Origin of the sequence: Cognatundibacterium rugosum (assembly GCF_014284365.1) — a bacterium.
GTDB classification, from domain to species: domain Bacteria; phylum Pseudomonadota; class Gammaproteobacteria; order Burkholderiales; family Burkholderiaceae_D; genus Undibacterium; species Undibacterium rugosum.
Window position 1 is genome coordinate 21,528 of the sequence record NZ_JACOGG010000023.1, and the last position, 20,023, is coordinate 41,550.

22 protein-coding genes are annotated in these 20,023 nt (G+C 50.1%); 11 read left to right on the forward strand and 11 right to left on the reverse strand.

The features are described 5' to 3' along the window. Positions 1 to 243 precede the first annotated feature (243 nt). The gene (locus H8K47_RS16070) at positions 244 to 1,131 is read left to right on the forward strand and encodes a type 2 periplasmic-binding domain-containing protein (protein ID WP_186882411.1); all 888 of its coding nucleotides are present in this window, start codon (positions 244 to 246) and stop codon (positions 1,129 to 1,131) included. 75 nt (positions 1,132 to 1,206) lie between these two features. On the opposite strand, the gene H8K47_RS16075 is transcribed toward H8K47_RS16070, so the two are convergent. The 6 genes from H8K47_RS16075 to phaC form a co-directional block, all read right to left on the reverse strand. Continuing rightward, positions 1,207 to 2,208, reverse strand: coding sequence for a hypothetical protein (locus H8K47_RS16075; RefSeq protein WP_186882412.1), 1,002 nt, complete (start codon positions 2,206 to 2,208; stop codon positions 1,207 to 1,209). Between the two features lie 119 nt (positions 2,209 to 2,327). Then, the gene (locus tag H8K47_RS16080) at positions 2,328 to 2,765 is read right to left on the reverse strand and encodes a hypothetical protein (RefSeq protein WP_186882413.1); all 438 of its coding nucleotides are present in this window, start codon (positions 2,763 to 2,765) and stop codon (positions 2,328 to 2,330) included. Between the two features lie 59 nt (positions 2,766 to 2,824). Beyond that, positions 2,825 to 4,207, reverse strand: coding sequence for a 30S ribosomal protein S12 methylthiotransferase RimO (gene rimO, locus H8K47_RS16085; protein ID WP_186882414.1), 1,383 nt, complete (start codon positions 4,205 to 4,207; stop codon positions 2,825 to 2,827). A gap of 125 nt (positions 4,208 to 4,332) precedes the next feature. Continuing rightward, a complete protein-coding gene (gene phaR, locus H8K47_RS16090; protein WP_186882415.1) occupies positions 4,333 to 4,890 on the reverse strand; it encodes a polyhydroxyalkanoate synthesis repressor PhaR in 558 nt (185 codons plus the stop codon). 277 nt (positions 4,891 to 5,167) lie between these two features. Continuing rightward, positions 5,168 to 5,908, reverse strand: coding sequence for a 3-ketoacyl-ACP reductase (locus H8K47_RS16095; RefSeq protein WP_186882416.1), 741 nt, complete (start codon positions 5,906 to 5,908; stop codon positions 5,168 to 5,170). Positions 5,909 to 5,964: 56 nt separating this feature from the next. Further along, entirely contained in the window at positions 5,965 to 7,686 is a 1,722-nt protein-coding gene (gene phaC, locus H8K47_RS16100) for a class I poly(R)-hydroxyalkanoic acid synthase (protein ID WP_186882417.1), read from the reverse strand. Between the two features lie 23 nt (positions 7,687 to 7,709). Here phaC and H8K47_RS16105 point away from each other — a divergent pair, with 23 nt between their 5' ends. Next, complete coding sequence (locus H8K47_RS16105; RefSeq protein ID WP_186882418.1) at positions 7,710 to 7,985, forward strand: hypothetical protein; 276 nt, start codon at positions 7,710 to 7,712, stop codon at positions 7,983 to 7,985. 40 nt (positions 7,986 to 8,025) lie between these two features. Here H8K47_RS16105 and pgeF read toward each other — a convergent pair whose 3' ends face one another. Next, on the reverse strand, positions 8,026 to 8,799 hold the full coding sequence (pgeF, locus tag H8K47_RS16110) for a peptidoglycan editing factor PgeF (protein ID WP_186882419.1): 774 nt from the start codon (positions 8,797 to 8,799) through the stop codon (positions 8,026 to 8,028). 4 nt (positions 8,800 to 8,803) lie between these two features. Next, positions 8,804 to 9,856: an RluA family pseudouridine synthase gene (locus H8K47_RS16115; RefSeq protein WP_186882420.1), complete on the reverse strand. Its 1,053-nt coding sequence runs from the start codon at positions 9,854 to 9,856 to the stop codon at positions 8,804 to 8,806. Between the two features lie 43 nt (positions 9,857 to 9,899). Between H8K47_RS16115 and H8K47_RS16120 the strand changes: the two genes are divergently transcribed. Beyond that, on the forward strand, positions 9,900 to 10,703 hold the full coding sequence (locus H8K47_RS16120) for an outer membrane protein assembly factor BamD (RefSeq protein ID WP_230405278.1): 804 nt from the start codon (positions 9,900 to 9,902) through the stop codon (positions 10,701 to 10,703). A 99-nt stretch (positions 10,704 to 10,802) separates the two neighbouring features. On the opposite strand, the gene yaaA is transcribed toward H8K47_RS16120, so the two are convergent. Next, positions 10,803 to 11,579 carry a peroxide stress protein YaaA gene (gene yaaA / locus H8K47_RS16125; protein WP_186882422.1) on the reverse strand — a complete coding sequence of 259 codons (777 nt, stop codon included), beginning with the start codon at positions 11,577 to 11,579 and terminating at the stop codon, positions 10,803 to 10,805. 20 nt (positions 11,580 to 11,599) lie between these two features. On the opposite strand from yaaA, the gene H8K47_RS16130 reads away from it, so the two are divergent. The 8 genes from H8K47_RS16130 to H8K47_RS16165 all read left to right on the forward strand — a co-directional run bounded on the left by H8K47_RS16130 (position 11,600) and on the right by H8K47_RS16165 (position 18,711). Beyond that, on the forward strand, positions 11,600 to 12,055 hold the full coding sequence (locus H8K47_RS16130) for a putative toxin-antitoxin system toxin component, PIN family (RefSeq protein ID WP_329604181.1): 456 nt from the start codon (positions 11,600 to 11,602) through the stop codon (positions 12,053 to 12,055). A gap of 257 nt (positions 12,056 to 12,312) precedes the next feature. Further along, entirely contained in the window at positions 12,313 to 13,074 is a 762-nt protein-coding gene (locus H8K47_RS16135; RefSeq protein WP_186882423.1) for a protein phosphatase CheZ, read from the forward strand. Further along, a complete protein-coding gene (locus tag H8K47_RS16140; protein WP_186882424.1) occupies positions 13,074 to 14,936 on the forward strand; it encodes a chemotaxis protein CheA in 1,863 nt (620 codons plus the stop codon). The genes H8K47_RS16135 and H8K47_RS16140 overlap by 1 nt, the downstream gene beginning before the upstream one ends. A 101-nt stretch (positions 14,937 to 15,037) precedes the next feature. Continuing rightward, positions 15,038 to 16,558, forward strand: a complete 1,521-nt coding sequence (locus H8K47_RS16145; RefSeq protein WP_186882425.1) for a protein adenylyltransferase SelO — start codon at positions 15,038 to 15,040, stop codon at positions 16,556 to 16,558. Between the two features lie 36 nt (positions 16,559 to 16,594). Beyond that, positions 16,595 to 16,987: a peptide-methionine (R)-S-oxide reductase MsrB gene (gene msrB, locus H8K47_RS16150; protein ID WP_162020877.1), complete on the forward strand. Its 393-nt coding sequence runs from the start codon at positions 16,595 to 16,597 to the stop codon at positions 16,985 to 16,987. A gap of 7 nt (positions 16,988 to 16,994) precedes the next feature. Further along, a complete protein-coding gene (locus H8K47_RS16155; protein ID WP_186882426.1) occupies positions 16,995 to 17,618 on the forward strand; it encodes a septation protein A in 624 nt (207 codons plus the stop codon). Then, positions 17,615 to 17,887, forward strand: coding sequence for a BolA family protein (locus tag H8K47_RS16160; RefSeq protein WP_186882427.1), 273 nt, complete (start codon positions 17,615 to 17,617; stop codon positions 17,885 to 17,887). Before H8K47_RS16155 ends, H8K47_RS16160 begins: the two co-directional genes overlap by 4 nt. Before the next feature lie 50 nt (positions 17,888 to 17,937). Beyond that, positions 17,938 to 18,711 (forward strand): peptidylprolyl isomerase, encoded by a 774-nt coding sequence (locus H8K47_RS16165; RefSeq protein ID WP_186882428.1) that lies wholly within the window; start codon positions 17,938 to 17,940, stop codon positions 18,709 to 18,711. Between the two features lie 231 nt (positions 18,712 to 18,942). Here the strand turns inward: H8K47_RS16165 and H8K47_RS16170 are convergent, their stop codons facing one another. Both H8K47_RS16170 and H8K47_RS16175 read right to left on the reverse strand, forming a co-directional pair. Beyond that, the gene (locus H8K47_RS16170; RefSeq protein WP_186882429.1) at positions 18,943 to 19,725 is read right to left on the reverse strand and encodes a matrixin family metalloprotease; all 783 of its coding nucleotides are present in this window, start codon (positions 19,723 to 19,725) and stop codon (positions 18,943 to 18,945) included. Positions 19,726 to 19,847: 122 nt separating this feature from the next. Then, positions 19,848 to 20,023: transposase (locus H8K47_RS16175; protein WP_186882430.1), on the reverse strand; the 176-nt coding region annotated here is incomplete at its 5' end.

Consider the following 20,023-nt stretch of genomic DNA (forward strand, 5'->3'; position numbering starts at 1 on the left):
ATCCGGATATCGCACACGCGCACCAGAGCGCGTGCCGCTCCCCCTTACCAAACGACAAAATTTCTGATTGCCGCAGAACTATATTTTTTAAGCCTAGTGTAGGTGATTTCCGCTTAAAATAATTAAAACTTTAGTGCAGATTCAGAGTCGAACGGCATTCACATTCCAAGAACAATGATTTTTACATTCACAATTCCCGTGTCACTCCACCATCGCCCGCACTTTTAACGACAGACTGTGTTTATGCCTCTTTTTTTTCTGCGAAACGGCATCTCTATTCTGCTCGCATTCCTGTTCGCTGCTTATACAGCGTACGCATCAGCCATCACACAAGTCACTTATCCTGCAGGTGAAACCCCTAATGATCCGCGCTTTAACGATGTCATCGAGATCTTAACGGTAGCTTTGGAAAAAACCCGCTACCGCTTTGGCGATTACGAATGCCATCCCAGCGTGATTGCGATGCCAAAAAAACGCTATTTAAAAGAACTGGCGCAGGATGAGCGACGAATCAATATCATTTGGAGCCCCAGCACCCACGCTCTGGAGCAAGAATTTGACCCTATCCGCATTCCCTTGCGTAAAGGACTACTAGGCTACCGCATACTCATAATACGTAAAGATCAGCAGGCAAAATTTGATCGGATTCACAATCTGGAAGATCTGACACACCTGAAATTTGGTCAGGGTGTAGGCTGGGTGGATAACCAAATCTATGATTACCATGGTATACCCGTGATTCAGGGGCCGTACGGTCAGTTATTTAAAATGCTGGAAGCACGGCGCTTTGATGCCTTCCCGCGCGGCGCAGGCGAGATTCTTGGGGAAATGGAAGTGCAGCAACGCGACCATCCTGACCTGACGATAGAAAAGAATTTGCTGTTGTACTACCCATTTCCTTATTATTTCTTCTTCAATCATCAGGATAAGGAACTCAGAAACCGGATTACTTTAGGTCTACATATCATGCAAAAAGACGGCAGTCTGGATGCCATTTTCCTCAAACACCATAAAGCAGCAATAGATGGACTGAATCTGAAAAACCGCCGCCTGATCCGCCTGGAAAATCCAACGCTTCCGAAAAGCGCGCCATTGAATGATGCAACGCTCTGGTATGTGCCGGGTAAATGAAACAGCAAGACGAGTAGGACACAGCACTTGCAACACATGGCATGCCTGTACTGCAAACCACCTGTGGGAGCAGCACTAAACCAACAGATCAATATGCTGCAAACTACCAAGCTGCCCATGCTCGCCCAACCATACACCGCTGGCACCCAGCTTACCTGCCGGTTTCTGATCCGGTGTCTCGATTAGCTTTTCGGTTGCAAGCCGCCCCAGATATAAAGCCCCTACTCCGGCTTCCTGTAAAGGTGTGAATTGTGCTTTTCCTTGCGGATTAGCACTCAGTATGCCCAACTCGGCAAAAGCCGGATCTGCGGCGTCTATCCATTGATTATGATCTGCATCAAGCATGGCGAGTTCAGCGAATCCATCGCCAGTAGCCGGGCCAAATAACTGCGCCCCCTTACTGATCTCATCAGACGCATGTGAGCGACGCGCCAGATAGCCGCCATTATTCAGCATAGGTATCGCTTTTTGCTGACCATCATTGAATAAATCCAGATTTAATTTTTGGCCATTCAGGCTGACCGAATTTCCAGAAAAATTCAGTACCAACGGATCGCGCATACCTGCTTCAGCACGTGTCCTTACTGTCCTGACCAACTCGGTTTCAGTTTGCAAGGCAAAGGAAAACCGGAATTGTATTGTCTGGTGATCTGCGGTCTGTACCTGTCCGCTGGCTTCAAATTGCAAACTTGTGGTCTCGCGGATAGCAACCGTTTCTACCCGCTGACGAACACCCTGGGATGCCTGCAAGCTTTGGCTGGAGCTGGCATGTTGCGCAGCCACTGCCTGCATAGGCTGCAGCAAATTCACTTCTTGCCCGAACATTTCGCGTAATAACGCAATCATGGTCTGCAAATGGGGGTCCAGTGCAGAACTGCTCAATGCGGCCGCACCTGCCTCGGCTTGCGCGAGCTGTTGTGCTGAATCGGAAATCTGGACCGTTGATGCTGCAAAAGCCTGTTGACTCTGCACGGCCTGCGCGCTGACGCTGGCACCATTACGTGATAGCAGCACTTCAGTACGGCTGGAAGATTGACTGGTGGCGAGCGCCACCTGCGAGGTGAGAATGTGCATCATAAGCTCCAGATCGCCTACATGATCTGGAGTTACGGCAATATCCGCGTAAACTGTAAGAGAAACGACGATATATTTAAAAAAAATGAACTGCGACAAGCATATCGCCGACAGCCGCAGAATTATTTGGCTGTAACTTGCCGTGCGGGACGCGGGCTACGTAATTTCAACACGAAATCCAGGCTGGTGTTCCCGTCAGCGGACAACCAGTTTCCTGTCAATTGCCCTCCTTTGAGCTCAGCATCCCATTGCCCGGATACCTCCGTGCCATCTTGCGACTCTTCCAAGCTGATACGATCACCAGCGAGCTCACCAGCCAGCAATATGCGTTTTGCTGGTGTCTTGCTGCCCGAATTCAGAATGTAATACCCTTCCAGCCCATCGATTTCATCTTTTTTAGGTCGCAGAAAGACATGTACCACTTGCTTCCCCAACATGCCGCTGAACTCTACGGCATGTTTGAATACAGGATGCTGCACGGTTGCGGCGACCGGAGCAGTTTCAGGCGCAGCGGCCTGAGCTGGCATTGCGGATGCGCTGAGGCTAAGGCTGAAACTCATACCCAGAATCAGGCGCACGCAAAGACGGTGCACAAGAGCGACTGTTATGACCCGCATCATTAAATCGCTGAACCCCATAAGTCATGCGCATCTGCAGCCGTAATGCGTACATCCACAAATTCGCCGACTTTCAACTTACGATGCGGTTCAAATGGTGGCTTCACATAGACCACGCCATCAATTTCCGGCGCATCGGCTGCGCTACGGCCGATACCGCCACTACGATCCAGTGCATCAATCAGCACCCGCACAGTCTTGCCGACCTTGGCCTGCAAGCGTTGTTTGGAAATTTCTCCCTGCAATTCCATCACGCGACGGCGACGATCTTCACGTACTTCATCTGGTAACTGATCAGCGATTTCATTCGCCGTTGCACCTTCTACGGGGGAGTAAGCGAAACAGCCGAGACGGTCAATTTGCGCTTCTTTCAGGAAATCCAGCAGATATTGAAACTCTTCTTCCGTTTCACCTGGGAAGCCCGCGATGAAGGTCGAGCGTATGGTGATTTCAGGACACATCTCACGCCAGGCTTTGATGCGTTCAATATTTTTTTCACCACTGGCCGGACGCTTCATGCGCTTGAGCACATCGGGATGGGCATGTTGTAAAGGCACGTCCAGGTAAGGCAAAACATGGCCATTATTCATGAATGGAATGATCTGATCCACATGTGGGTAAGGATAAACATAATGCAGGCGCACCCAGGCATCATATTGTTTAGCCAGTTCACCCAGTGCCTCTACCAGTTGGGTCATGTGGGTTTTAACTGGCTTGCCATTCCAAAAGCCAGTACGGAATTTCACATCCACGCCATACGCGCTGGTGTCTTGAGAAATTACCAGCAACTCTTTGACGCCCGCCTTGAACAGGTTTTCCGCCTCCAGCATCACGTCAGCAATAGGTCGCGAGACCAGATCGCCACGCATAGAAGGGATAATACAGAAACTGCAACGGTGGTTGCAGCCTTCAGAAATTTTCAGATATGCAAAATGTTTAGGCGTAAGCTTCACTCCCTGCGCCGGCACCAGATCGATAAATGGCTCATGCGGTTTAGGCAAATGCTTGTGGACGGCAGCCATCACTTCGCCCACAGCGTGTGGGCCAGTAACTTCCAATACCTTAGGATGGACAGACTGAATCATATCCTTGCCATCTGCATCCTTTTTGGCACCCAGACAACCGGTAACGATCACCTTGCCGTTCTCAGCCAACGCCTCACCGATCGCATCCAACGACTCCTGAACCGCAGCATCGATAAAGCCACAGGTATTGACAATCACGAGATCAGCACCGTCATAGGACTTCGCGGTATCGTAACCCTCTGCACGTAATTGAGTAAGAATCTGTTCAGAATCGACCAAGGCCTTCGGACAACCCAGACTAACAAAGCCCACTTTAGGGCTGGACGCGGCGTCCTGACGACGAATTTCAGTGATAGACATAAATGCTTTAAAAACAAAAAAGGTACAAGAGCGAATCCGCTATTGTACCTGTTACCGCATTTATTTACCCGTTCAGGAGCTGTTTTTCCTGAAAAATCAGCAGCTTAAGGGCTGACTCCAATACTTTACTTTTTATTTGGGTCTTCAGGATTGAAAGGAAATGCATTAAACATATTCTTGGCCTGACTCTGCATTTGCTCCTGCATCTGGATGAACAGGTGCTTACTTTGCTCGATATAGTTACCCATCATGCCCTGCATCATTGGCCCCTGAACATTCATAAACTGGGTCCACATTTCCGGGCTGAACGGCTTACCTTCATAAATACCCTTGGAATTTTCCGCCAGTTTATTTTGAATATCGATGAAAGCCTGTACGTTCTTTTCCAGATAAGATCCCATCATCCCCTGCATGGCATGGCCGTAATAGCGAATAATTTGCGACAGCACGGCACTCGAGAACATAGGCTGACCACCGGCCTCTTCCTCCAGAATAATCTGCAACAATATGCTGCGGGTTAAATCCTCACCGGTTTTTGCATCAACCACTGCAAAATCATCGTTTTCCAATACAAACTGCTTAACATCCACCAAGGTAATATAGCTGCTGGTTTGTGTGTCATACAAACGGCGGTTAGGATATTTCTTGATCAAATGCTGCGTGGTTTTTTTTGCGCTGTTCATTGAAATCTCAAGTGATAAAACGGCTCCCGGTCATTTGCAACGAAACCGGATTTGACTCAGCAAGCAGAGTAGCTGCCACAACCTAGCCCACTCTGTTTGTCCCCTAAATTATGATTCTTTTAAAAAAAATAAATTTCTCAGTCAGGCCAATCTGGCGCAACAGCACCGGATTGGCCTGGTTAACTTATTTTACCGCATTGCAACAAACTACCTGTAAAAATATACGTACATACTGCGGTGCCACGACAACAACTCAGGCGGCGACACCGCAATAGGCTTAACCCATATGCAAACCACCATTGATGGAGAAGTCTGAGCCAGTTGCGTAGCCGCCCTCATCAGATGCAATCCACGCCACGATAGAAGCGATTTCTTCCGGCTCAGCAAGGCGTTTCACCGGGATGCCGCTAACGATCTTTTCCAGTACGTCAGGACGAATTGCGCGCACCATATCGGTACCCACATAGCCAGGCGAAACAGTATTGACTGTCACACCTTTTGTTGCCACTTCCTGCGCCAACGCCATAGAGAAGCCATGAATACCGGCTTTTGCTGTGGAGTAATTGGTTTGACCAAACTGTCCCTTCTGGCCATTGACCGAAGAAATATTAATGATACGGCCCCAACCACGATCTACCATGCCTTCTATCACTTGCTTTGTGACGTTGAACAGCGAGTTCAGGTTAGTGTCCATCACCGCATCCCAATCTGCCTTGCTCATCTTGCGGAACTGACCATCGCGTGTGATACCAGCGTTATTCACCAACACGTCGATCTCACCGATTTCCGCTTTTACCAAATCAAATGCCGCCTTGGTGGAGTCCCAGTCGGAAACATTTCCTTCAGACGCATGAATATCGAGCCCCTCGGCGCGCATATCAGCCAGCCATTTTTCACGACGCTGAGAATTTGGACCACATCCGGCGACTACTGTAAAACCTTCGCGACACAGACGACGGCAAATCGAGGTACCAATCCCACCCATCCCGCCAGTTACATACGCAATACGTTTTGTCATTTTTGTTCTCCTGAATAAATAAAATTCTCAAACATCCACTAAATAGCTACCCTGACCTACGCCGCCCGGACTTTGACATAACGTCCTGGCGCTGCCTCAATTGCTTTAAATTGCGTATTGCCTGGCTGAACTGGCGCTTTAACCATCTTGCCACCATGTGTAGACAGAAACTCTGCCCAAACCGGCCACCAACTGCCGGCATGTTCCGTTGCGGCAGCCAACCATGCATCCGCCACAGTTTGCTGACGATCTTCATTCAGCCAATAGCTACGTTTCTTTTTAGCCGGAGGATTCACCACACCGGCGATATGGCCCGATGCGCCCAACACAAAAACATTGCGTTCACGCTGAGCCGGATTGAGTAAGGCTAAAGAAGCAAACGCTGCCTGCCAGGGCACGATGTGGTCTTCACGCGAACCATAAATAAAGCATGGGGTATCGATCAAACCTAAATCGACGTGTTCACCAGCGACCTGTAAAGCATTTGGCACTTTTAGCTTGTTTTCAAGATAGGTATTGCGGAGATACCAGCAAAACATAGGGCCTGGCAAGTTGGTACTGTCAGAATTCCAGTACAACAAATCAAATGGCGGCGGCGCCTCACCTTTCAGGTAATTCGACTGCACATAATTCCAAACCAGATCATTTGCGCGCAGGCTGGAGAAGGTACTGGCGAGATCGCGTCCTGGCAACAAACCTTTCTTACCTATGGTCTGCTCACGCATCGCGACCTGCATCTCATCAACGAAAACATCCAGCACACCGGTCTCGGAAAAGTCTAGCAAGGTCGTCAACAAAGTCAGGCTGCTGGCCGGATGCTCGCCTCGCGCAGCCAACACAGCCAGTGCGGTTGAAACGATAGTCCCACCTACGCAGAAACCGAATGCATTGACCTGAGCTTGTTTACTGATCGCACATGCGACTTCCAAAGCCTTGATGGCTCCTTCTTCGATATAGTCATCCCAGGTCACCTGATCCAGATGTTCATCGGGATTTGCCCACGAAACCAGGAACACGGTGTGCCCTTGCTCGACGGCATAACGCACCACTGAATTTTCAGGCTGGAGATCAAGAATATAAAATTTATTGATGCATGGCGGGACCATCAGCAAAGGACGCTGATGTACCGTCTTGGTCAGCGGTGTGTATTGAATCAGCTGAAACAGGCGGTTTTCAAAGACGACGTTACCTTCCGTAGTCGCTACATTTTTACCCACCTCAAATGCCGACTCGTCGGTCTGTGAGATGCGCCCCTTCTGCATATCTGCCAACATCTGACTGATGCCTTTTGCCAGACTCTCACCCTTACTTTCTATCAGCCTGGTTTGCGCTTCCGGATTCGTCACCAGGAAATTGGCGGGCGACATCGCGTCAATCATTTGCTGTACCGCAAAATTTATTTTCTGCTTAGTTTTAGGATTCGCATCAACAGCCTCTGCCAAGGCCAGCAAAAATCGCGCATTCAGTAAGTAACTGGCTGCACTGTATGCATGCATTGCATGATTTTGCCAGTCTGCCGCTGAGAAACGACGGTCATTTAAAGTCGGGAGCTTAGACAGCGTAAAATCTTGCCACAGCTGCCCGAATTCCTGCATATACTGGGATTGCAACTTGGTGAATAACGCGGGATCTATCTTTGCGCCGGCTTCTTTCAGAACATCCATGACAGGCAGATCTGTCAATGAATTCGCAGGCTTCACCCACTCCTGCCAAGGTTTTTGGTTCGCTAGCTGTGACATCCATTCGGAGTACATAGCTTGAGGATCAAAGGTCTTCATGCGTGACTCCTGATTTTCGGGTAATGTTCGACAAAAAATTTTCAGCTTCCGGATACAACACAGTGCTCAATATCATTTCTATTGCCTGGATTTACGTCGTTCTTTTGATGGCGATGACGGAGACATCGATAGTCGCCGGCATCATGACCTTCATCATGTACTGCGTTGTCCCCCTTTCTATCCTTTTATACCTGATGCGCTCACCACAACGCAAGCGTACCAAGGAGCAAAGAATAGCTGCAATGCAGCAAAGAATTTCCGCGGAGCACAAAAAAGATGGCAATTTCCATTCGTCGTAAAAGTCCCCCTTAAACACTTAATTAAGCACTTAATAAGTACTTAAACGATAGAAATAAAACTTCCCATCCGCCCAGTCACCCCGTCACGCCGGTAAGAATAAAAATGACCGGCGTCTTCAACCGTACACCACTGGCCACCTGCGACCTGTTTCACCCCGCTACACGCCAACTCCAGACGGGCAAGTGCGTAGATATCGGCTACATATTTACGTCCAGTGGGACCATGAGAAATTTCAGTAAAGCAATGTATAGCATGATCATTTTTAAAAGTAAATGTGTCAACAACCTCTTGACCTACCTCAAATGCGCGTGGACCTATGGCTGGCCCCAACCAGGCTGAAATGTCGCCAGCCCCTTTCTGCCGCATCGCAACAACGGTTCTCTCCAATATGCCACCAGCAAGACCACGCCATCCCGCATGAGCCGCAGCCACAACCGCTCCGGCCTGATCACAGAACAACACTGGCAGACAATCTGCCGTCATCACCGCACAAACTTGCCCCTTGGTCGATGCAATAACCGCATCGGCTTGCATTCCGGGTTGCAACAATTCCGCTTCAGCAACAATGATGCCATGAACTTGTGATAAAAATATGACATCAGATGAAAAATGTGCAGAAAGGCGTTTTCTGTTTTCAATCACAGCATGGGGCTGGTCACCAACATGGTCACCCAGGTTGAGCCCCCCCTGCCCCGCAACATCACTATATGCACCCAGACTGACGCCGCCACGGCGGGTTGTACTGAACGCGGTGATGTGAGCAGGTAATTCTGGCCATGCAGGAATAATCAGATCGTCACGCAGGATATCCATGGTCTTACTCAGGCAGAGAGATGCCAGCCTGTGTCAGTAACGCTGAGAAATCCTCAGCGACAGGGACTTGCCATTCGCAATCGTCACCGGTGACAGGATGAATCAGACCCAGGCGGCGGGCTTGCAACGCCTGGCGGGAAAAGAATCGCGCCAAATGCTGTTTGCCGTACAAAGGATCACCGACCAGCGCGAAGCCCAAAGACTGCATATGCACCCGTATCTGATGCGTACGGCCCGTCTCAAGCTGGCATGCGACCAGACTGACCGGAAACTTCTCCAGCATACCAACGCCTATGCGCTGATAATGGGTAATCGCTGGTTTGGCAACGATGCTTTTCGAGACAGCCATCTTAATGCGGTCACGTGGATGCCTTGCCATAGCAGCATCAACTGTGCCTGACAAATTCGGCGTACCCCACACCAGTGCATAATATTCGCGTTTCACGGTGCGCTCTTGCAGCTGACGCACCAAATCGGTGTGTGCGATAAGCGTTTTTGCGACTACCATCAAACCTGAAGTGTCTTTATCCAGTCGATGTACGATACCGGCACGTGGCACCCCCGCCAGCTGCGGCCAGCGATACAGCAAGGCATTCAACAAAGTACCCGACCAGTTTCCGGCAGCCGGGTGCACCACCATCCCTGCCGGCTTATTAATCACGATCAGCGCCTCATCTTCATATACGACATCAAGATCAATTACCTCCGGCGCATAGGCATGCTCATCGGGGGCGGCCTGTGGCTGAATCAGGATTTTTTCGTCGCCCAGCATGGTCATCTTGGTTTTACCAGGCTGCCCGTCAACACTGACGAAGCCCGCTTCTATCCACTGCTGGATACGACTTCTCGAATATTCAGGAACCAGTTTAGAGATGGTCTTGTCCAAGCGTTCGCCGCATGCATCTGAAGTCAGTTTGAGTTCTATCGTTTCAGCAACCGCATCCGGGTCTGCAGACAGCTCCTCATCATTTTCGAGTTCAATCGCCTCAATAAAAGAGGAATTGAGCGAAGAATCTGTCAAAATGACTGTCGTAGTTTGTTTCACATTTTTTGCCATCGGCTATAATCCGTAAATTGTTTTCCTGCTCATGCACAAATTTATGCACATAAAATCTTTGAAAATGCTGGTTCTGGCGCTCGCCACGTCGTTGGCTGTCAGTGGGTGTGGTACCTTGGGTGATAAGGGTGACGAGACCAAAACCTGGTCAGCAGCAAAATTATACGCTGAAGCCAAAGATGAAATGGCGAGTGGCTCGTATGAAAAAGCAATTCAGTACTTTGAAAAGCTGGAATCACGCTTCCCTTTCGGCACTTATGCCCAACAGGCACAGATGGATACTGCCTACGCGTACTACAAGCAGGGCGATCAGGCCCAGGCATTAGCCGCGGTGGAGCGCTTTATCAAGCTGCATCCAAATCATGCCAATCTTGATTACATGTACTATCTGCGTGGCTTGATTACCTTCAATGATCAGCTAGGCTTGCTGAATTTCCTGGCTAACCAGGACATCACTGAGCGCGACCCTAAAGCTTCACGCGATTCGTTTGATGCATTTAAACAGTTAGTGACGCAATTCCCGGATAGTAAATACACACCGGATGCACTGTCGCGCATGAAGTACCTGGTCAATGCGCTCGCTCAGTATGACGTACATGTTGCTCGCTACTACCACCGCCGTGGCGCCTATCTGGCAGCTGCAAACCGGGCTCAGTCAGCCATTACTGAGTATCCAGACGCGCCCGCCATCGAAGAAGCGATGTTTATTCTGGTGAAATCCTACGATTCTTTAGGCATGACAGACCTGCGTGACGATGCTAATCGTGTCTTCCTGAAGAACTTTCCACAAAGTGCCTATCTGACCGGCAACGCAAAAAACCGCTCCGCGTGGTGGAAATTCTGGTAATTCCGTCTGATACAAGAAAAATTGGCCAGCAATACCGCTGGCCATTTTTATTTCAGCACCATAACAGACTCAGTAAGCAGCATCAGCTCTCCAGCGCGCTCAAACATCACGCTTACGCCGGAACAGCATGCGTGACGGAGAGGATTCTTCCTCCACAAAACGATAGCCATCCAGATCAAATCCGCGCAAGGCAATCGCATCCTGCACGCGGTGCTCTACGCAGTAACGCGCCATCAAACCACGGGCACGCTTAGCGAAGAAAGAAATCACTTTATACTGCCCGCCCTTCCAGTCCTGAAACACCGGCGTCAGCACATCTGCGTCTAAAGCCTTATTTTTTATGACCTTAAAATACTCTTCAGAGGCGAGATTAAGTACTGTCTTCAGTTTGAGCTGTGCAAGCTGGTGGTTGATCTGCTGACTGACACGGTCACCCCAAAACGCATACAGATTGCGACCACGCACATTCTGCAATGCAGTTCCCATCTCCAGGCGATAAGGCTGCAATGCATCGAAGGGCTGCAACACACCGTATAAGCCAGATAAGATACGAACATGCGATTGCAGATAATCCATACGTGCTGCGGGCAAGCTTGCCGCCGACAAACCATCATAGACATCCCCATTGAACGCAAACACGGCCTGCTTAATGCGCGCCTGGTCAGGCTGTACCTGCCAATCTTGAAAGCGCTGCACATTCAATGCGGCCAGCGCCGGGGAAATTGCCATCAACTGCTGCAATTCCAAAGCAGATACTTCACGCATACGGCGAATCAACAATTCTGCCTGATCCAGCAACAGAGGTTCAGTCATGGTCGCGACAGGTGCTTTTTTTTCGAAGTCCAGACTCTTTGCAGGCGATAATACGATCAACATAATTTTATTGAATTAAGAAAATGAGCGACATGATACCTAAGCGCATCGTCATTGACACCAATGTCTGTCTGGACCTGTTTGTATTCCGCGATCCGCGCTGGCAGGATTTACTGGATGATTTGGTGTCACACCGGGTTCAGGCGATCGCCAGGCAAGAATGCAAGGATGAATGGCTGGCGGTGTTACGCTATCCCCATTTGCCGATTACTGAAGACACCCGCGCCAACATCCTTGCAGCATTTGATCAGCACATTCACATCATAGAAACAGATAGTGCACCGCAGATTGTGCTGCCAGTCTGCAAGGATAAAGATGATCAGAAATTTCTTGAATCGGCTCGTGATGGTGCGGCCAAAGTTTTGATCACTAAAGATAAAGCGCTGCTTAAATTAGCCAAACGCGTACGCAAAATGGGACTATTTTCTATCGAAACTCCTGAGCAATATCTGCAAAGCAGGTTGGAAAATCTCAACTGAACTGTATTTATTCAACAAAAGCATGATAATTTTTGTTGCTGTAGGTTACTCTGTCATAAACTCCTGCTACTATGATGTGAAGATTATTTTGCTTGAACGCCATACTTGTTGAATTCGATAAGGACAAAGAATGACTCCAACCCAATCCAGGATCATGGCGCCCTCAGTTTGCTTTCCCTTTGCCAGAAATTAATACCAGCCCATGATATTTGTGGAAAAATTGCACAAAAGTCACAGCGATTATGGAGAATAAATAAATGACCGACTCAGCAGACGATCTGGAAGCCTTATTTGAAGAAATGGCGAACCAGCGCCAGGACAGCGAAGTTGCCCCTGCACCTGTCGCCCAGGAAGCGGAATCCACCACACCAGCCACACTGCAAGTCAGCGATCAGCCTGCCAAATTAAATTTGCGCAGTTCTGAAGAGGATGCCAACCGGCCCATGTTCGACCGCCTGGGTAATGTTGTCAGGATGCTACATGATTCCATGCGTCAACTTGGCTACGACCGTTCACTGTCTGATGTCGCTATTCAGGTTGCAGATGCACAGGATCGCCTCGAATATGTGGCAACACTGACCGAGCAGGCGGCGAATAAAGTACTCAATGCGACTGACCTCGGCATGCCTGAACAGGATGAACTGGCCAAGAAGGCCAAATCCATGGACAAGCGCTGGACCGATTTGTTCGACGGAAAAATGAGTGTCGAAGAGTTCAAGAGTCTTGCCGCTGACTCTAAAGAATTCGCCAATACTGTGCTCACGTCGACTGACGCTGAAAAAGCCCGCCTGCTTGATATCATGATGGCGCAGGACTTCCAGGATCTGACTGGGCAACTGATTAAAAAAGTAGTTGCGATCAACAAAGCGGTAGAACGTGAACTGGCGCAAATCCTGCTCGACAACGCGCCATCTGATCTGAAAGAGAAAGCAGTTGAATTGATGGAGGGTCCATCTGTTCCTAACGCGGCACTGGAACAGGATGACGTCGACAATCTTCTTGATAGCCTGGGATTCTAATGGATGACATGCTCAAAGAATTTGTTGTTGAGGCGCTCGACCTCGCAACAAATGTAGAAGAACATCTGCTTTCACTCGAGCGCAACCCGGGCGATATGAATACGCTCAACGCGGTGTTCCGTTCATTCCATACCATCAAAGGTGGTGCTGGATTCATGAACCTGACCGCAATGGTATCCGCCTGCCATTTGACTGAAAATCTGTTTGACGCCTTGCGTACCGGGCAGGCAGCGGTTACGCCGGAAGCGATAGAAGCGGCGCTGGAAGCCAGTGGCTTCGTGGCTGATCAGCTCACCGCGCTCAATAATGGCACACCTCCTGAGCAGCTTTCAACCATGCCTAAGGCGCTGGAAAAAATGCTGACCGATGCCATTGAAGGCGGTGCGCGCAGCAAAAAAACAGAGCCTGCCAAGCCAGCGCCAGCAGCACCAGTTGCAGCGGCCGCCCCGACTGCAGTCGCGGCGCCTGTCACCGCCACAGCGCCCGTCGGTGCAAATGGTGAACCTGACTGGGAATCGTACTTCCGCGCCGTAACGCCCCCCGGCACCCTGCCGGAAGCCGTTGCCGCCGCACCAGTGGTAAGCAACGAAACCGCTGCGCCACCTGCCTCCATTAAAGAAGAAGCCGAGGCGATCAAAACTTCGCTGTCGGCAGCAGACATCAAGCAAAACGCACCGGCAAAAGAGGAAAGCATCCGTATTGACGCCGTTAAGCTTAACGTCTTACTTGAAGTCGCCGGGGAGTCAGTGCAGGCTGCCAATCAGGCTGCCGTGCTGCTGGAAAAATTAGCGCAGTTTAAATTTGATGGTCAGGCTGCACCGATCATGTCGGCACTGACCGAGACCTTGACACGCGCTTCGCGCTACTCCACCGAATTGCAACGCGCAACGCTGGCAACGCGCATGCAACCAGTTGGCCGTCTGTTTCAGAAGTTCCCACGACTGGTGCGTGAACTGGCGCGCGATCTCGGTAAAGATGTAGACCTGAACATTACCGGTGCGGAAACCGAAGTTGACCGCGTTGTGGTCGATAGCTTATATGATCCGCTGGTACATATGCTGCGGAATGCGCTGGATCATGGCATTGAGACCTCAGAAGAACGTCTGCGTGCCAACAAATCGCCACGCGCCACGATCTCTCTGAAAGCCTGGCAAGAAGCCAGCAGCGTCATGATCGAAGTATCCGATGACGGCAAAGGGATGGATGCGCAGCGTTTGCGTGAAAAGGCGATTTCTAAAGGCCTCATCAATTCCCATGATGCGCGCACTGATGATGAAGCCTTCCAACTGGTCTTCCTGCCAGGCTTTTCGACCAAGGAAGTTGCTTCCAGCGTTTCCGGGCGCGGTGTAGGCATGGACGTGGTCAAAACTGCGGTCGAACGGCATCGTGGTGCAATCCGGATTTCGTCTGAACTGGGCAAGGGCACTACTTTCCTGATCCGCCTGCCTATCGAGTTGTCTATCGTTCCCACCATGCTGGTCAGAACCGACGGCGCATCACTGGCCTTGCCGATGGCGACAGTACAGCGCGTGGTTGAACTGCCCGAAACCTTTGAAAGTGTGGGCGGACAGCCGGTCTTGCGCGATCTGGGACGTCCATTACCAGTGAAATCACTGGGTCGGATACTGGGTTACACCCCATCTTCTGAGCGGGTTGGTATCGTCATCGCCGCACCGAATCCATACATTCTGAGTGTGGATGCAGTGGATGGCACAGCAGATCTGGTGATTAAGCCTTTGACCTGTATTTCCACGCCAGGCATTACCGGAACTGCACGTTCAGCCGAAGGCGAACTGGTACTCGTGATCAGCCTGTCCTTCCTGATCGATGGTTGCAAAGTGCGCGAAATGATGACCGCCTGATTGATCTGTCAGCCTCATCAGTCTGAGCCAGCCCCCTGCTCCGCCAGGGGGCTGTTCATTTCTGGTCGACATCAGCCAGTTTTTTCTGAGTCTGTCACAATATGCGCTTCACTTCTGCACTAGCCACCATGAGCGCACCTCACCCAAATGACATGACCCGACTCAGCGAACGTTTACAGGACAGTCAGTTCTCGCAACTAGGCGATGCTTTTTTCACGCGACTGAAAGCCACACCACTAGCCCAGCCCTATTACATCGCACACAGCAGCAAACTGGCACAGGAATTAGGTATAGCGGAGCAGTTGCTGCGAGACGAAGACAGCCTCAGCCTGCTCTCTGGCAATCAGACGCCGGCGCAGGCACAGCCACTGGCCGCCGTGTATTCAGGACATCAGTTTGGGGTCTGGGCCGGACAGCTTGGTGATGGCCGAGCCATCCTGCTGGGAGCACTACGCGACAACGCAGGACAAGAAACCGAGATTCAACTCAAAGGCGCAGGACTGACACCCTACTCGCGCTCTGGCGATGGTCGTGCCGTGTTACGGTCGTCGATACGTGAATTTCTATGTTCGGAAGCGATGGCAGCACTAGGCATACCGACCTCACGCGCACTCTGCCTTACAGGTTCGCCACAACGCGTTTATCGCGAAACGCCAGAAACCAGTGCTGTCGTGACACGCACTGCAAGCAGCTTTATACGATTTGGCTCATTTGAACATTTTTATTACCAGCGCCGTTTCGACGAGCTGAGACAACTGGCAGACTTCGTCATACAAAATTACTTCCCAGCCTGCCTACAAGCTGAGAACCCGTATCAGGCGTTGTTAATACAAGTGTGTGAACGCACTGCTGAAATGATCGCTCACTGGCAGGCAGTCGGCTTTATGCATGGCGTGATGAATACCGATAATATGTCGATCCTGGGCCTGACATTGGATTATGGCCCATTCGGATTCATGGAAGCCTTTGATGAAAGCCATATCTGCAACCATACTGACCAGCAGGGCCGCTATTCTTATCGCAATCAGCCCAGCATAGGCAATTGGAATGTGTACGCACTGGGACAGGCTTTACTGCCACTGATCGGTTCGGTCGAGCAGACCGAGCAAGCGCTCAGCAGCTACCGTTCAAGCTTCGAGCAACACTGGATCAAACTGAGCAGTGCAAAATTCGGATTAGCGTCCAATCAGCCTGAGGACAAAGTTCTGATGGATGACTTCTTCCAGTTATTGCAGGCCAATCATGCTGATATGACCAATAGCTTCAGAGCACTGAGCCATCTGAATCTGCAAACCAGTGAGGCTGATCACCCATTAAGTGATCTGTTCATTGACCGCAACGGCCTGGCGCAGTGGCTGCTGCGCTATCGTCATCGCCTGGCTGCAGAAACCCGGTCTGAGACCGCAAGGAAAGCGGCTATGCGCGCGACTAACCCTAAGTATGTGTTACGCAATTACCTGGCTCAACAGGCGATAGAACAGGCTCAACAAGGGGATTTTTCAGAAATCCAGCACCTGCTGCATGTATTGCAAACACCATTTGAAGAACAGCCAGAATTTGAACACTATGCCGCCCTGCCACCGGACTGGGCCGCAGACCTGGAGGTCAGTTGCTCATCCTGAACCGAATGCCTGAACCCAATAACAAGGAGGACTACGATGAAAATCAAAAAAACTGAAGCCGAATGGAAGGCCTTACTCGACCCCATGCAATTTGAGGTCACCCGACACGCAGCGACGGAACGTGCGTTCACTGGCAAATACTGGGATCACCATGAAGCTGGCATCTATACCTGCGTTTGCTGCCAGACGCCCTTATTCGCATCCGATGCTAAATTTGATTCAGGATGTGGCTGGCCCAGCTATTTCCGTGCGCTGAACCCAGCCAATGTGAGAGAAGAGAAAGACCACTCATTTGGCATGACGCGCACTGAGATTTTGTGTAACATCTGCGACGCCCACCTGGGTCATGTTTTCCCGGATGGTCCGCCACCAACAGGTTTGCGCTATTGCATTAACTCTGCCTCTTTAACTTTTGATCCGTTACCCTGAGCATTGCATGAAATTTCTTTTTGACGTATTTCCAGTTCTACTTTTTTTTATCGCGTTTAAATGGGGTGAAAGCAACCCGGCTATGGCGCAGGAATGGGTGCAGCATTTCCTGTCTGGCTTTATCGCGGACGGCAAGGCACCTGCAGAAGTGGCAGCCGTCATCTTTGCCACTGCAATCACCTTGCTGGCATCCATTTTACAAATCAGTTATTTGCTGCTGAAACGTGTGAAAGTCGATGCAATGCTGTGGGTGTCATTCATCACCATCATGGTGTTCGGTGGTGCGACTATCTACTTCCACAGCGAAACCTTTATCAAGCTCAAACCCACCGTGCTGTACTGGTGCTATGGCGGCGCATTACTATTGTCCCAGTTCATGTTCAAAAAGAATCTGATTAAAGCGGCGATGTCCGCGCAGGTGCAATTACCTGAAACCGTGTGGCGCAAACTGGGCCTGGTCTGGATCGCCTACTTCACGCTAATGGGGCTGGCTAACCTGTTTGTGGCGCAACAATTCAGCACCTCTACCTGGGCCACCTTTAAGCTGGTCTCACTGGTCGGCATCATGCCTGCGTTTATCATAGGCCAAAGCCTGTTCTTGTCTAAATACATCGAGGATACTGAGGCATGACACGTTTTGAAAAGCTCCGTTGCAAACTGACCGAAACTTTGCAGCCACTGGAATGTCATTTGCAGGATGACTCAGCTGCCCACGCTGGCCATGCCGGTGCTGCTGGTGGTGGCAGTCATTACAGTGTCAAAATAATTTGTCAGCAATTTGAAGGCTTAAACCGCGTATCCCGTCATCGTCTGGTGTATGATGCCGTTGGCGATATGATGCATACGGAAGTTCACGCGCTGGCGATAGTCGCGCTTGCTCCGTCAGAGATACCGACCTAAGCAGTTCATTTATTCATCCAATTCAATATTTGTTATTTTAGGAACAGACAATGACTTTTAAACCTGCTCATTTGCTGGTAGTACTTCTCGCAACAGCTGTGCCAGCGATGGCTCAAACCCTGGCCACCGTCAATGGCAAAGCAATCCCGGCAGCACGCATCGAAGCAGTTGTCAAGCAACTCACTGCACAAGGTCAACAGGATTCGCCACAATTACGTGCCGCAGTCAAAGAACAACTGATCGCACGTGAAGTATTCCTGCAAGAAGCTGACAAGTCTGGCATCACTAAAAATGCAGATGTCGCAGCACAATTAGAAATGTCACGCCAGGACCTGATCATCCGCGCCCTGATGATAGAGCAACTGAAAAAGAGCCCTATCACTGATGCCGACATCCAGGCCGAATACGACAAAGCAAAAACCCAGGCTGGCGACAAGGAATACCATGTCTACCACATCCTGGTTGACAAAGAAGACGACGCGAAAGCGCTCATCTCTAAGTTGAAAGCCGGCGCTAAATTTGAAGAACTGGCAAAACAGTCTAAGGATACTGGCTCTGCTTCCCGCGGTGGCGACCTGGATTGGGCAGTACCAGCTGGCTTCCCACCTGCTTTCGCACAGGCTCTGAGCGCCATGCAAAAAGGTCAGTTTACAGAAGCGCCAGTTAAAACGGATGCTGGCTTCCACATCATCAAAGTAGACGACGTACGCCCAATCAAATTCCCATCCCTGGAAGAGTTGAAACAGCAAATCGTCGGCGGCCTGCAACAGCAAAAAGTACAGGCTTACCAGCAATCCCTGCTGAAAAAAGCAGTTGTGAAGTAATCTCAGCTTACTCAGCAACAAAAAAAAGAGGCAGTGATGCCTCTTTTTTGCTTTCAAAATTGCTTGGTCACCGATCAAGGCAAGCATGCAACGCTACCGCCAATGAACAATGGGCTTAGATGCAATCCGCTGTTGGCAGTACATCTCGACAAACTCTGTTCATGTGATTTACCGCCTTGTGTTTCTCTATCATTTATGCTTTTTTTGTTGCGTGGCCGAACAACTATTTCTTCAACAAAATACCCGACATAACATGGCTGGCAGCAAGCTCAATTCTTCTGAGCCAGGCAAACGACGCTCGCCCGGCTGCAAACTGGTGGCCATGAAATCTCCATCATCGCCGCTGTGGTCTACTCCTAAAGCATCCCCATATTCATGCAAGAGCACAGAGAACATATCCATCTTGCCATCGGCTGCGGAGCCTGATTTGGCGATCCAGACATCCGGGTTCGAGGTTGGCAAGAACTCGTCGTTTTGATCTGGCGTGCTGTCGATGAACCAGCCGTGGCCTGCGGCGTTGGTGTCGAGGGTGATTTGGGCGGTGTTGCCAGTGCCTGTGGTTTGGCCTACTGCTGTACCTGCCAGGTCGCTGAAGTTAATCAGTGACCCGCTGGCGTTGGCTAGCATGGCGTTTAGATTGGCTGTGGTTTGCCAGTTGGTGAAGTCATCTGTGCCCGTTGGCAGGTTCGAGGAGATTTTCCACCGATCTTTTGGACAACGGTGGGCATCAACAACTTTTTCACCTTTTTCGTTCAAATGTTGATATGGTTGTCCTACATCCACTGACATAGTGTAATAAATTCTGACCGTAATTCCGTCAGCACTTACATCAATTATAAACTGATCGTTTCCTACAAAATCTTCTTTTAAGTCCGGGATGTAGTTATAGTCATATTTTATAAACCGATTCTCATTTGGAAATGGTTGCCCCAATCTACCATGCTTTGGTTGTTTAATAACACGCACAGTTGTGTCTTTCCGCAAGCTCCCATCAGGATTATTACTAAAATCCATGCTCTTTCCAAGATACCGGCTCACATAGTCTCCCGCATTCAATATCGGATATACGTCTGTCGATTCAGACGACACTATTTGGCAGACACCAAACTTAAATTTAGAAGAGCTAGGGCGTGTCCTCATTTCAATTTAACCCAGATGAGAGTGCAGGCAATAAAAAGCATCGCCTTGAAATTCCGCGCCAGTTTCTCAAAGCGGGTCGCAATGCTGCGGAAATGCTTCAGTCTGGCAAACAGGTTCTCCACCAAATGGCGTTGCTTGTATATATGCGCATCGAATTCCGGGTTCGCTTTAC